Source organism: Candidatus Poribacteria bacterium (genome assembly GCA_009839745.1).
In the GTDB taxonomy this organism is placed as follows: Bacteria; Poribacteria; WGA-4E; order WGA-4E; family WGA-3G; genus WGA-3G.
On record VXPE01000081.1, the window covers coordinates 31387 to 45362 of the forward strand.

Sequence of the window (13976 nt, forward strand, 5' to 3'; positions counted from 1 at the left end):
ACATGAGTACGACGAAGAAAGCCCCAGTCCTTGTCGTTGTCCAACTCAGCGGCGGCAACGACTTCATGAATACACTCATTCCGTACACAAGCGGGATTTATCACGATTCCCGTCCGGTTGTCGGTATCAAATCGGAAAATGTTTTACCGTCAGAGGTAGATGACAAGTTGGGCTGGCATCCGCAGGCTGGACCGTTGAAAGCGATGTTCGATGCTGGTGATGTCGCCGTTGTGCAGGGAATCGGCTATCCAGATTCCAACCGCTCACATTTCCGGGCGATGGATATCTGGCATACCTGTGAACCGCTGAAAATTGGTGATGAAGGTTGGGTCGGTAGACTCGTCCGCGAACTCGATCCACAGAGCCATAATGTCTTAACGGGTGTCAGTTTCGGACAAGGACTTCCGCGCGCCTGTGCACTCTCCGGCATCCCTGTCACCTCTGTTGGTGATTTGGATAACTACGGATTGATGACCAGCATTGGCGATGAAAGTCAACGGACGAAAGCACTTGAGATATTCAAAGGGATGTACAGCAGCACGGTCGGCACCGGTATTGTGATGGACTACCTCAGCCAAACCGGATTAGATGTGATTAAAGGTGCCGATGAGCTCAAAAAGGCACCGGCGATGTATACATCCGAAGTGGAATATCCACAAAACTCGATTGCAAAGAGCCTGCGGGATGTCGCACGGGTTCACCTCGCCAATCTCGGCACACGCGTTTTTTACACGCAGCACGGAGGTTATGACAACCACGCCAACGAGGTCCCGACGCATCCTCGACTGCTGACAGAACTCACGGAAGCCATCCAAGCGTTCTTCACGGATCTACGGTCACAGAACGCCTCCGAAGAGATCGTCATGTATGTTTTCACGGAATTCGGCAGACGTATCCGAGACAACGCCAGTGGCACTGACCACGGCACGGGTGGCGGTGCGTTCATCATCGGGGATCGGGTGAAGGGTGGACTCTACTCAGAATATCCATCTCTGGCTCCGGCTCGTTGGGTACACGGCGAAGACCTTGAACATACCATAGACTTCCGAGGCATATACGGAACGCTCTTAGAGCAGTGGATGGGTGTAGACCCGACGCACATCGTCGGTGGCAATTTTGAACAGATTCATCCCTTTTCAGTGTAGCTTGCAAACTGAAACTTGCTATTCTAATGACTCAGGGATAATTTTTTTAACGATTAAATCTGAACTTCAAAAACGTTGTTTTTGAAGATGTCCGTAGAAGGAAACCAATAGGGTGCTGTTAGCACCATTAATAGTGAATTTAGACGAAAACCGCAAGAACAACGGACACAGCGTCCAGAAGCAATCGTTAGAAAGACAGGAGGTAATTATGGGCAGACCTTACGGCTTGCTGCGTGCCGGGTATCCATTTCACAAGACCCTGAGCATGCGGCGAACGACCAATTTTCCGGTCGATATTGCCACCGGGAAAGAGGGACGTTTGTATATCATGTGTCGTAGTGACGGCACTGCGATGATTCGGAAATATACCGTTGAGGACGAAGACCTCGGCACGATGGGCGGTTACGGACAGGGTGATGGTCAATTCACGTGGCCCGTGACGATTACCCCCGACAGCGAAGAAAACCTCTATGTGTCTGATGAATACCTGCATCGGATTGTCGCCTTTAACAGTGAAGGTGAACATATCGGCACATGGGGTGAACACGGCACGGAGTCGGGGCAACTCAATGGTCCCGCGGGTATGGACTTTGACCCAGAGGGGAATCTCTATGTCGCTGACAGTTTGAGCCACCGGGTGCAAAAGTTCACGAGAGACGGTAAGTTCCTCTTAGGGTGGGGGAGTTATGGCGACGGTGAAGGTGAATTCAATATGCCGTGGGGTGTCGCTGTAGACGAACTCGGGGATGTCTACGTTTCGGATTGGCGAAACGATAGGGTTCAAAAGTTCAACGCCGAGGGGGAGTTTCTCTTTGAATTCGGTAAATCCGGCAGCGGTAACGGTGAACTCAACCGTCCCGCCGGGATTGACGTTGACTTATACGGTGATATCTATGTCGCTGACCGAGGGAATGACCGTATCCAACTCTTCAACGCTGAAGGGCGGTATGTGCAGAAATTCCTCGGTGATGCTACCTTGTCAAAAGTGTCACAGGCTTACATGATGACGAACGCCAGTCCAAATCGGATGCGAGATATGGCGGACCTGGAACCGCAGAAATACCTGCGCCAACCGAAATCAGTCGCCGTCAGCGATGATGGGCTGATGTTTGTGCCGGACTTTGGATCCTATCGGGTTCAGGTTTATCGGAATATGGCAGTGCCGTTGTCAGAGCAGGAATTCAGCCCACCGCGTCGGTCGGTTACATTGCATCAAGAATAACATTTGGACAAATACTGAAACACAGAGAAGCCAAGCATGTGGAGGTCCATGTGCTTGGCTTTTTTTGCGTCCTGGCGAGAAAGTAATCTTAGGTAAACCCAAGAACCCAATTGAACGTTGAATTGTAACGTTATAGTGGATTCTGTAATTATTTGGACATCTTCCGAGCTCCGAAACCCTTATGGCACAGGCTAACAGCCTATGCTACATGTGTAAACTTATTTTTCGGATCCACTATAATGCCCGAATCGGAGGTCACAACGACTGAATGAAGCCACAATTCATCATAGTTCTATTTGCGTTCATCACCATACCACTCTCTGTTATAGCCGAAACAGGCGATATTCAAGGCACTGTTTATCAGCGAAGCACAGGGAAATCCCTCGTAGACGCTGATGTTCATATTCTCGAAACCGACCAACACCAAAAAACCGATGAAAACGGAGTCTTCCGATTCACAGAACTGCCCGCAGGCGCCTATACCTTTGTTGTAACGCACTCCGTAGAAGCCGCGCCCACACAAGTGTCGGTGGACATCAGGAGCGGCGATACCACTGAAGTCAAAATACACCTCGGAGCAGTCTTTAAACTTGAAGCAGTCGTGGTAGAGGGGAAACGCCTTCCACCGACGGTGAGTCGCACAGATTGCCATTTATAGGCTGCTCTGGTATAATACAGCAGGAAACGCTACCCTGTATACGCACATTTATCACAAGGAGAAGCACCGATGAAAACTTGGATTATTTTGGGTATCTGCGCGCTGATGCTCGCGGGTTGTACAAGTGTCGAGTACCAAAAGATGCAAGCAGAACGCGATCAGCTGCTCAAGAATTACGAAGACCTTCGCGAGGAACACAATGAACTGAAACTCAAAACCAATGTAACTGATACACTCCTCGGGAAGTGGAAGTTCCTGAACCTTGAGATCGAGGAAAGCAGTGTCAGCGAAGAAATTGCAGAAACCAAAGCCGCCCTTTATGCGCTTAACCTGAAGAACCTGACCCTTGAATTCTCCGAGGCGAAAGGTATGTATAATTACCGTGGTAAAAATGGTAACACGGAGGTATCGGGTCAATTCACTGTCATCACTGTGCGATACGGTGATGAACCCTTCCCCTTCATCCGGTTCATCAGACGCGCAGGTCCAGAGATTTCACAACTCCTCTTCGCAGCAAGTTCCGATGGGAAGACGCTCGGTTTGTCAGGTGCTCGAGGGCTTGACACAGCGAAAGGGATCAGTATTTCTGTTACGGAGGACAGGTTATATCTCACAATGCACGGCGAGATGCAATTAGGTCCTAACGGCTGGGTGCAAAGCGGTGGGGTGCGGTGTTACTTTGAAAGGAGTGCAGAATGAAAATATTAATAGCCGTGGGTATTCTGGTGATCGTGTTCACGAGTTGTGGGACGCTGGTATCCCCGGAAACGCAGTATGAACGAGAACGTTTAATTGAGGCTTATGATGCGGCGCGCCAAAAACACAACCCGGAAAGGGTTAAAGAAACCGTAAAAGACCTTCTCGTCGGCAAATGGCAGTATGTCGGCTTGGAGGTCGAAAAAGGGAGCGTCACCGCGCGGCGGGTAAGTTCCACGTCGTTACAGACAATCAACGCATCAACCTCTCCTGGGGCGGTGACCTCTAAAGGTGGTACCGGCGAACAGCCGACAGCTCCTAATGCTCCTGAACAACTGATCCCCCAAAACTCCGCGAACATAGAGGCAGACGCACAGACGCCAGCAGCAAATACGACCCGTTTACCGCCAATTGAGGTGGAGGATGAAGAATCCAATCAGCGGATACTCGATGCAAAAGCCGCGCTTGTCGCATCTACGCGTAAAAACTTGACGATCGAATTTTCCGAGGACCGTGGCTCGTATCATTACAGCGGTAGCAATCGTGGCACGAATGTCACGGGACAATGTTCCATCACTACCAAGCGGTATGGCGACGATCCGTTCCCATTTATCAGTTTTAATCGGAGGACGGGACCGAAGATGCTTGAGTTCCTGTTCGGTTCCGAACCTATCAAACAGATGGTTGCGAAAAAGAAACGGGCGGATGCCGAAAGAAGACGCAGAATGGGAGCCCAAATTGGACGGAGAGCCTCCGCAAAAACTTCCTATTCAATTGCTTCAATCGCAGGGATTACGGTGACGGAGGATACGCTGTATTTAGTCCTCTATGGGGATATGGAATTAACACGGCAAGGTTGGATGCGAACCCGGGGACTGCGATGCACTTTCAAACGGGTTGAATAAGATGAATGTCGCATCAAATAGGAGGGAAATTTAATGAAGGGCATACGTCTTTTTGTTCTCTGTAGTCTGAGTTTCGCGCTCGTCTTAGCAAGTGTTTATCCCTTACCCGCGAGAGCACCGAGAACTGAGAAGATTGCGTTCTCATCAAATCGCGACGGGAATTGGGATATCTACATTATGAATCCCGATGGGAGCGATCAGGTGAATTTAACGCGACATAAAGCCATTGATGTCTCCCCGGCCTGGTCGCCGACCGGTGAACACATTCTTTTTGTTTCTAACCGTGAGGGCCTGCGCGATCTCTTTTTAATGGATGCGGATGGACGAAATGTGCGACGGGTTTTTAAGAAAAGGGCACAGCGAATCGAACCGACGTGGGCATCGGATGGACAAAGGATTGCTTATCATGCAGAAATGCCGCAATGGAGCATCCAAACCGGGACGATACAGGGTATCGGTGGCGTTCAGGTGGCTTTAGCGGAAGTGCAGGGGGGTAATCCATCGTGGTCCCCAGATGGAGAGGAGATCGCTTTCGTCGCTGGCGCCCATAGTCGTCGGATATACATTGCGGAACTCCGTTCTCGGACAAGACGGGTGTTTCTGCCGAATGAAGCGTCATGGATGTACGGTCCCGCGTGGTCCCCGGATGGCGAAAAACTGGTGTTTTCTTGGTTAAAATGGGGTCTGGGCGGTAGGGACACAATTCATGTCGCAAATCGCGATGGAAGCGGATTGAAGCAAATCGGTAAACCTGCGCTGGGTATCTTTCGATTGGCGTGGTCACCGGATGGCGAAAAACTGGTTTATACGGAGGAAGTCGTGGACAGGGATCGTCAAATTGTCACAATTGATTTGCGGACTCGACGGAAAAAACAGTTGACGCGTCGCGGTTTAAACTTGACACCCTCTTGGTTCGATCCAGCATTTGCGACGTTGCCTGTTGCGCCACAACCGCAGTTGCTGACCACAGTCTGGGGCAAAATGAAAGCGGATTAAGAACCGAGACGCACTGTCCGCAGTTGCCCCCGGAAGTCAACTTGGACTTTCCAATACGTAGGGCTAGTGATACTCACAACGCCTAAAGGCGTGTGCTTCTTTGTCTGCTCTTGGCAGGCTTATACCAACTCTAAAAAATAACTCCGCATTTCAGAGATTTTGAAACATATAACGGGCGAGGGGACCTCGCCCCTACGCGTAGGTTGCGTTAATGAGGAGTAGTCATTCAGAAATGGTATTACTTGATATGAGTCCCGAAAATGGTGACCACTTATCAAGTCTACGCAAGTGTGGGTGAAACCGCACACCATAGGTGTCAATTTAGGGATTTTATAGTGCTTTAGCAGTGATGCGCATGTTGAAGAAACACCCAAGCAAAAACCCCTTACAGGACTTGGGGCTTCGCTCGAAAATGCTGCTATAAACATAACGTCCCTCCGGGACTCAGGATGTTTATAGAAAACGGTTCTTTCAGGCTTCCCAGCCCTGTAAGGGCGATATGTTTATAGAAGGAGGTATCGTAGTCTATTTTAGCCCTGTAAGGGCGATATGTTTATAGAAAACGGTTCTTTCAGGCTTCCCAGCTCTGTCAGGGTGATATGTTTATAGAAGCGAAAACAATATGGACGTAGAGCTGCGTATAGGTGTTTGGCACGGTCTAAAGAAATCTCCTTCTAACTTTGATAGATATATTGACGCTCCAGACATATCGCCCTGACAGGGCTGAATAGGGTGGGGTCCCTTGTTCTATAAACATAGCGTTCCTACGGAACTCAAGAGGTTCGAGATCGAAAATGAGTATGACTGGGACGAAATTGATTACAATAACGTGCCGCAAACGCCCTTGACTTTTCTGGGTGTTTCTGATATTATAACTCTATCAGGACTTACGCAAATTGGGCAAAAAACAGTGTATTTCCGTGATTTAACCCCTTGTTCCCCAACCCCCCTTTATCCCCCCTTATCAGGGGAGTAGAGGGACTTTAAGAGAAAATGCGTAAGTCCTATCTATAAAATGGTTATCAGTTATCAGTACTGAAAACTATAAAACAAGGTAAATAAATTATGTCGCAGCAGAAACCCACAAAAAACACGCAGGTTAAAAAACAGAAAGTTTATTGTCTTCTTACATTGATGGCAGTAGCCATCCTGCTCGCTTCCCAGCATTCTGCCTATAGTGAGCAATACGTCATTGTGGAAAGTGAAAACGGGGATAGACTCACCGGCAGTTGGCGTGGTGCCACGGATACCCACTTTGAAATCGAATATAATGGGCAGGTATTACAATTCCCATTGGCAGGACACACCCTCAATTTCACGTCAGATTTGGCGCACGTTCCGGATCGAACCGCTGCAAAGTATTTTCGCAACGGACTTACATTGCTGGAGTTGGGACTTCCCGAAAGAGCACAAAAACGATTTGAAGCCGCTATCGAAGAATTCCCGAAATACCCAGATGCCCACTACCAACTCGGATTACTTTACCGAGCAAATGCGGACAATGCCAACGCATTGGAACGATTCCGTTCTGTCGCCATCCTTGATGCCCCGAGTTTCGACCTCGTGCCACTCCTTCATGAACTCGGGGATATTGCCTTTGCGAACGAAGCATACGATATAGCAGCGGATAACTACCAACTGATTCTCACCTATTACCCAGATCATCCCGACGTATCCGTGTTGAAATACCTCACCGGCTTCCTACTCGTCGAAGAACTGGAGAATCCCAGTGCGGGATTATCCCTTCTCGAAGCTGCAATCAAAGATTATCCCGACATGGCGTTCCACGAAAAAGCACTTTTCCTGATTGGAAAACTACAAGCAGATATGGATCAGCAGGAAAACGCGCTCCACACCTTAGACAGATTTGTTACCCACTATCCAGAGAGCGAATGGATTTATGAAGCACACCTCATCCGTGCAGCGAGCAACTTAAAATTGGGTAGACTGGAAGCAGCGGCGAATGAAGCGATTCACGTCAGCGAGATTAGTGAAGATGCGGCGATAAAGGAACAGGCAAAAAAGATTTTGGATCAGACGAAATGGACGGTTTACACGGACGCAAGTGGACTCCCCGATAACCACATCCAAACCATGACAACCGATGGTACCCGGCTATGGATAGGCACACCCAAAGGGTTGATGCTATTCGAGACTGCGTATGACAAATGGATACCGTTTGAACCCGTCGCTGAACTTATTAACACTGCTTTGGGAAATGTGCCGGATGTTACAGCCATCGCAGCAAACTCGCAAGAAACGTGGATCGGCACGCGTTCCCAAGGCGCGATTCACTACAGTCACCTAACGGGTAGAATCATAAACTATTCTCCAGCAGAAGGATTTCCTGCCTGGATTAAGGACATAAAAATGGATGCATCGGAGATTTGGTTCGCCACAGACACCGGCATCATACGGCGGATCCGCGGCAGCGTTGATCCATTTCTCTATTACAATACCCATAACAGTCTTTTACCAGCAGACAACATTGAGACCTTGTTGCTAACGCCTCAAACGGTTTGGAGTGCTTCAGCAGCAGGAGAGGTCATCATGTTCGACCGGGAAAAAGAGGAGTGGGACTCCTATCACTCTACAGAAATCCGAGCCGGCATGAAGGTTGTAGGACTTGATATTGCAGAAGAGCAGTTGCTCTTTACCTGGTTTAATGCCGATGAAAAATCCAACGGTTACTTTCGAGCAGACATGGACGGCAGCAATGGAAAATCGACGACCCTTGACACAGGTATAGAAAATGACAACGATTTAAGGCATATCTACATCAGAGGTGCTCTGGATACTTCACCTATACCGAAAGCGGAACCGGAACCCTTACCGGAAGAAACACCGGATCCGACGCCACCTGAATTTTCACCAGAAGCAGACGGATTAGAAATTGAACCGGAAACAGAAGGGTTAGAAACTGAACCCCCTCCGCCCACGCCACAAATTCCGTTGGTCTTGTGGATAGCGACGAATAAAGACCTGTATACACACCAGACGCGTTCTGCGGATGTATGGCAGTACACAACGACACCTCAGATACTCACGGGTGAATTGATAGTAAAATCTCTCGTTGTAGTGAACAATAGAGTCTGGTTAGCGACTTCCAATGGCTTAGCAACTATGAACGCGCAATAAGCTCTCTCGGTGAACGCCTTGCCTTAAGCAATTTTAAGTATTAAATATGCACATTATCCATTGGTAACGGGCGGGGAGACCCCGCCCCTACGGGTTCGCAGCCTTTGGGAAAATGGGAATTTATTTTTGAATATTGCTTAACCGGAAGGTCAATTTAAAAAATGCAACCGACATCTACAAAACTTATTACACGTTGGGCATCGACTGAACCCACGCAAGTCGAAGACGAGTTGGTTGTTGAGGAACCCCTTGAGATTCGGGTGGGACAACAGAGTTTGATCGTTGTGATGCGGACCCCTGGACACGATTTTGAACTCGCCGCGGGGTTTCTGTATACGGAAAGCCTCATCGCTTCCGGTGATGACATCGAGATTATCGCCTACTGTGATGAAGAGCCCTCTGAAACGGAGGCTTCTGGTTTATCGCCGTTGCAGAATATCGTCAACGTTCGTCTTACGGAGGCACTGGACCTTGATGCAGAATCGGGGTGGCAGCGGAATTTTCACGCAAATGCGAGTTGCGGACTCTGTGGCAAAATGACGATTGAATCCGTTAGACAGCAGGTGCAACCGCTAAATTCAGGGTTCCATATCAATCACACGCTTTTCTATAAACTCAACGATCAGTTAAGAAAAGCGCAATCCGTTTTTGAAAGAACGGGTGGACTCCACGCCGCTGGATTGTTCGATGAAAACGGTGAACTCCTGATTATCAGAGAGGACATAGGCAGACATAACGCTGTCGATAAAGTGATCGGACACGCCTTACTAACTGACTTGGTGCCGCTGGACCGACATATCTTGATGGTCAGTGGACGCGCCAGTTTTGAAATCGTCCAGAAAGCGCTTTTTGCACGTATCCCGATTATCGTGGCTGTCTCAGCGGCATCTACACTCGCCGTAGATCTCGCCAAAGAGGGTAACCTTACATTAATAGGTTTCATGCGGGGACAGAGCATGGCGGTCTATAGTTGCCCAGAACGTGTTCATTCTGAATAGCGAAAAAACGAAAAGGAGCGTCGGGTCGTTTTTGCTATCTTTTTGGGATGCCGTGTCTCTATAGGGATAAAAGGAAATCGGGCTTACAAAGCCCTCTTATACCATTTCTAAGAGATTATATCGCATTGACAGATCGCCTCAAAGACTGCACAGGCTAACAGCCTATGCTACAAAGTGCTCGTTTATTGAAGCATTTTCAATCAGAAATGGTATTACAAAGGAGCGAAACTCTTATGTTAAGCATTTTAAACGGCATCCAAGGGCTCGTCAACCTTCTATTCTTCGTAGCGATTGTTGGGACTTTGGTGGTCTCGTGGATATATGCCAGTCGATTGCAGAAACAGTATGGTGCCGCCTTTCCGTGGAACAAAACAGCCCTTATCGTTGGGATTGAAGTCTTACTTTGGATCGGATTTAACTTTTTCTGGGAAATTTTTGAAGCGTTCTGGCTGCCAATTACGATTGTTGCCATTATTGTTATTGTGCTTATCTCGCGAAAGAAACGGAGATATGTATGAAGAAAGCCAAGGGTGGTGTGATTTGAATGCACACCACCCAAAAATGAACCTAATAGTTCATCAAGATTGAGTTTTAGAGTAGGTTCGTAGTCGTGCGATTTATCGCACTGCTTCGCAGTGAGAATATAGCAAGAACGGGCAATGAATGGTTTCCCTACTACAAACGAAAGAATATCTCTTAAGTTCGATCTTGAACGACTACTAAGGAGAGCGAAATATGAGTCGGACAGGGAGAGCCGTGGTCGCGCACGGTAAAGATTTTGAAATTCGCGAATACCCGGTTCCCGAGCCTGAACCTAACACGGTGCTGCTCCGTCAGGAATTAGCAGGGATCTGCGGAACTGACCTTCACAACTGGCAGAACGGCTTCCAACAGGAAGTTTTACTTGGACATGAAAACGTCGGTATTATTGAAGCAATTGGTGAAGGTGTGGAAACCGATTATGTAGGTAAGCCGGTTAAAGAGGGAGACAGGGTTATCTTCGCACCGGGAACAAACTATGGTGCTTACGGCTTCCAATGGAATCCAGATGAAGCACCACATTTTCGCGGTGGATTTGCGGATTATATGTATCTCAACTATCCAAACACGTGCTTCATGAAAACTGATGCGTCGCCTGAGGTTGCTGTGCTCACAGAGCCGTTCACTGTCGGTGTTCACGCCGCAATGCGAGGTGAGATAAAACTGGGGGATACCGTCGTCGTGCAGGGTTCGGGTGCTATCGGGCTTGTGACGCTTGCGTGTGCGAAATTGAGCGGTGCCGCAAAAGCGATTATGGTCGGAGGCCCTGCTGGACGCTTGGAACTCGCGAAACGCCTCGGTGCCGATGTAACCATTAACATCGAGGACGTAACTTCTGTCGAGGAACGGACGGAACTCGTGAAAGCGGAAACACCGCGCCAAGAGGGAGCGGACGTTGTTTTTGAATGTGCAGGTTTCCTCCCCGCGACACCAGAGGGATTGGGATACACCCGACGGAGTGGAACTTTTGTTGAGGTCGGTCACTTTGTGGATATGGGGTCGATTGACTTTAATATCAACCAATTGCTGATGCGTAAAAACCTGCGTGTGGAGGCTATCTGGGGAAGCAGCTACGAGCACTTCGTCCGTGGCCTACCCCTCCTTGAACAGAGTGGACTGCCGTTTGCTGACATGATTAGTCACCAGCTGCCGCTCTCACAGGTCGCAGATGGTTTTCATGCGCTCAATGGAGACTACCGGATTAAGGGTGAAACCGCGATTAAAATTGCGGTTCGCTCCGATTTTTAAATTATACAGGACTTACGAAAATTGAACAGAAAAGGGCATATTTCGTTGTATTTAACCCCCTAAAGAATCAGAATCAACGGTATGAAGTCCGTATGGGCTTCCCCGCCCCTTATCAGGGGTACTTTAAGAGAAAATGCGTAAGTCCTACTAAACTTTGGACAATTTTTTTAAGAATACACATATCGCCCCGCTGGGGCTTGCCTGGTGTAGGGTATGGCGTTTCTATAAACATATCGCCCCGCTGGGGCTTGCCTTTGGGGCCTCCGAGTTTATTTTTTCAGAGTTGGGTATGTGTGAGAACCCTCGAGAAAAATCAGACATACCTTGAAAACAAGGTATGAACCTGACCGAAATTGTCCAAACTCTTATTCCTTCAACTTTGAGTTTGAGAGTAGGTTCGTAGTCGTGCGATTTATCGCACGTCCATAAAGCAAGAACGGGCAATGAATTACCCTACTACGAACGAAAGGATATCTCTTAAGTTCAATCTTGATGCACTACTATAGTATATCTTATATAGGACTTAAAATGCGTGCTGGTATTGCGCGCCCACAGGAGACATAATTAATGGCAAAAATGTATCGCGTCGGCTTCGCATCCCTTGTGCATGACCATGTATGGGGTGAACTTCGCTACTGGAAGGCACATCCGAACGTTGAGATCGTCGCAGCAGGCGATGTCAATGCGGAATTACGCGCCCAGTTCAGTGCAGAAGTCGGTATCAATAACATCTATAACTCTTGGCAAGAAATGGTGGAGAAAGAGGAATTAGATATTGTTCAAGCAGCCGCGGAGAACAATGCTGGTGCTGACATCGTCGAGGCAACAGCGGCGAAAGGTATCCACGTTGTATCCGAAAAACCGATGGCGGCGCGACTCTCACAAGCAGATCAGATGCTTGCCGCAGCAGAGAACGCTGGCACCCTGTTGATGGTGAATTGGCCCACGGCATGGAGTCCACCGCTTAACACTGCAATGAACCTCATCAAAGACGGGGCAATCGGTGACATTTTCTATTTCAAGTGGCGTTCCGCACACAACGGACCGATGGAAATCGGATGCTCCCGCTACTTCTATGAGTGGCTCTACGACGAAGAGAAGAATGGTGCGGGGGCGTTGATGGATTACTGCTGTTATTGCGCGGATATGTGTGCCTATCTCCTCGGTCTGCCACAGCAGGTAACGGCGTTCCGGGCCACCTTCGTCAAAGACTATCCGATTCCTGACGACAACGCCGTCATCCTCATGAAATACGGCAATGCGTTCGGACTCACGGAAGCATCTTGGACCCAAAAGGTCGGTTATATCACACCGAATCCGGTGGTCTACGGCACTGAGGGTGCCCTGATGGTCAGCGGTAACGAAGTTCATCTGCATCCTGCAAACGGTGATGCTGAAGTCGTTACGCCTGAACCTCTCCCGGAAGGCAAACGCAATGCCGCGGAATATTTCATCCACTGTTTAGAGACAGGCGAACCCATTGAAGGATTGTGCAATGCCAAGGTGAGTCGGGATGCCCAAGAGATCCTCGAAGCGGGATTGGTGTCGGCGGATAGTGGGCAGGTCGTTAACTTGCCGATGTCGTAAAGTATTACGGGTGCGGTTTCAGACCGCGACCCTAGGAACGTCAGGAGAAATTGGTCAGTGACCTCGCCCTAAAGGACGAGGCTTGTTCAATACGTAAACCAACACTATAGGTTGAACGAGGGCAACTCACTGACTACCGGTAAAATATCGCATATCTTTGGCGTAGTAGCCTGCACTATGTATCGGATACTCCCCTCGTCTGATACCACTTGGATATGTGATCGGGAAGGGGCAATACAAACTCTACGGAGATTTACAAACCATGTTTGTTCCAGTTGTAGATAAAAACCAAAATCCACTTATGCCTACCAAGCCTTCACGTGCCAGGAAGTGGATACGAGACAAGAAGGCAACCCCCTTTTGGAAGAATGGCGTGTTTTGCGTTAGACTTAACGTAGACCCGTCAGATAGATATTTCCAAGAGATTGCTGTAGGCGTAGACCCCGGTAGCAAGAAGGAAGGCTTTACGGTCAAAAGCGAATCCCATACGTATTTGAACGTTCAAGCAGACGCGCAGAATAAGGTGGGAAAGAAAGTTGAAAAACGCAGTCAATTACGGAGAGGGAGACGTTCCCGAAAGTGTCCGAACCGCAAGAATAGAACCAACAGACTTGCGAACAAAGAGCGGATACCCACAGGCACACGTGCAAGGTGGGATTGGAAACTTCGGATATTGGATTGGCTGTCGAAGTTGTATCCGATCACACATGTGTGTGTAGAGGATATTAAGGCACGCACAATACAGCATGCGAAGAAGTGGAATACGTCCTTTAGTCCGCTTGAAGTCGGTAAACAGTGGTTCTACACTGAAGTCGAAAAGCGGTGGAAAATGTTAACACTTCA

12 protein-coding genes are annotated in these 13976 nt (G+C 48.7%); all 12 read left to right on the forward strand.

Annotated elements, in window-relative coordinates; genetic code table 11:
- Positions 1-2 precede the first annotated feature (2 nt).
- On the forward strand, positions 3-1145 hold the full coding sequence (locus tag F4X88_13685; protein MYA57339.1) for a DUF1501 domain-containing protein: 1143 nt from the start codon (positions 3-5) through the stop codon (positions 1143-1145).
- 112 nt (positions 1146-1257) lie between these two features.
- Positions 1258-2367, forward strand: coding sequence for a hypothetical protein (locus tag F4X88_13690; protein ID MYA57340.1), 1110 nt, complete (start codon positions 1258-1260; stop codon positions 2365-2367).
- A 268-nt stretch (positions 2368-2635) separates the two neighbouring features.
- Positions 2636-3025: a carboxypeptidase-like regulatory domain-containing protein gene (locus F4X88_13695; GenBank protein MYA57341.1), complete on the forward strand. Its 390-nt coding sequence runs from the start codon at positions 2636-2638 to the stop codon at positions 3023-3025.
- Positions 3026-3094: 69 nt separating this feature from the next.
- Complete coding sequence (locus F4X88_13700; GenBank protein MYA57342.1) at positions 3095-3724, forward strand: hypothetical protein; 630 nt, start codon at positions 3095-3097, stop codon at positions 3722-3724.
- Entirely contained in the window at positions 3721-4626 is a 906-nt protein-coding gene (locus tag F4X88_13705; GenBank protein ID MYA57343.1) for a hypothetical protein, read from the forward strand. Before F4X88_13700 ends, F4X88_13705 begins: the two co-directional genes overlap by 4 nt.
- A gap of 33 nt (positions 4627-4659) precedes the next feature.
- Complete coding sequence (locus F4X88_13710) at positions 4660-5622, forward strand: hypothetical protein (protein MYA57344.1); 963 nt, start codon at positions 4660-4662, stop codon at positions 5620-5622.
- Between the two features lie 1065 nt (positions 5623-6687).
- Positions 6688-8760 (forward strand): tetratricopeptide repeat protein, encoded by a 2073-nt coding sequence (locus tag F4X88_13715; GenBank protein ID MYA57345.1) that lies wholly within the window; start codon positions 6688-6690, stop codon positions 8758-8760.
- A gap of 161 nt (positions 8761-8921) precedes the next feature.
- A complete protein-coding gene (gene fdhD / locus F4X88_13720) occupies positions 8922-9758 on the forward strand; it encodes a formate dehydrogenase accessory sulfurtransferase FdhD (GenBank protein ID MYA57346.1) in 837 nt (278 codons plus the stop codon).
- A gap of 233 nt (positions 9759-9991) precedes the next feature.
- A complete protein-coding gene (locus F4X88_13725) occupies positions 9992-10276 on the forward strand; it encodes a hypothetical protein (GenBank protein ID MYA57347.1) in 285 nt (94 codons plus the stop codon).
- A gap of 217 nt (positions 10277-10493) precedes the next feature.
- Positions 10494-11546, forward strand: a complete 1053-nt coding sequence (locus F4X88_13730) for a zinc-binding dehydrogenase (protein ID MYA57348.1) — start codon at positions 10494-10496, stop codon at positions 11544-11546.
- A gap of 567 nt (positions 11547-12113) precedes the next feature.
- Complete coding sequence (locus F4X88_13735) at positions 12114-13133, forward strand: Gfo/Idh/MocA family oxidoreductase (protein ID MYA57349.1); 1020 nt, start codon at positions 12114-12116, stop codon at positions 13131-13133.
- Between the two features lie 262 nt (positions 13134-13395).
- Positions 13396-13976 (forward strand): hypothetical protein (locus F4X88_13740; GenBank protein MYA57350.1); only part of this gene is annotated, 581 nt, incomplete at its 3' end.

Excerpts from the sequence above, each read along its gene's own strand:
- F4X88_13685 (MYA57339.1), top strand. The coding sequence starts at position 3 with ATGAGTACGACGAAGAAAGCCCCAGTCCTTGTCGTTGTCCAACTCAGC.
- F4X88_13695 (MYA57341.1), top strand. The coding sequence starts at position 2,636 with ATGAAGCCACAATTCATCATAGTTCTATTTGCGTTCATCACCATACCA.
- F4X88_13700 (MYA57342.1), top strand. The coding sequence starts at position 3,095 with ATGAAAACTTGGATTATTTTGGGTATCTGCGCGCTGATGCTCGCGGGT.
- F4X88_13705 (MYA57343.1), top strand. The coding sequence starts at position 3,721 with ATGAAAATATTAATAGCCGTGGGTATTCTGGTGATCGTGTTCACGAGT.
- F4X88_13710 (MYA57344.1), top strand. The coding sequence starts at position 4,660 with ATGAAGGGCATACGTCTTTTTGTTCTCTGTAGTCTGAGTTTCGCGCTC.
- F4X88_13715 (MYA57345.1), top strand. The coding sequence starts at position 6,688 with ATGTCGCAGCAGAAACCCACAAAAAACACGCAGGTTAAAAAACAGAAA.
- fdhD (MYA57346.1), top strand. The coding sequence starts at position 8,922 with ATGCAACCGACATCTACAAAACTTATTACACGTTGGGCATCGACTGAA.
- F4X88_13725 (MYA57347.1), top strand. The coding sequence starts at position 9,992 with ATGTTAAGCATTTTAAACGGCATCCAAGGGCTCGTCAACCTTCTATTC.
- F4X88_13730 (MYA57348.1), top strand. The coding sequence starts at position 10,494 with ATGAGTCGGACAGGGAGAGCCGTGGTCGCGCACGGTAAAGATTTTGAA.
- F4X88_13735 (MYA57349.1), top strand. The coding sequence starts at position 12,114 with ATGGCAAAAATGTATCGCGTCGGCTTCGCATCCCTTGTGCATGACCAT.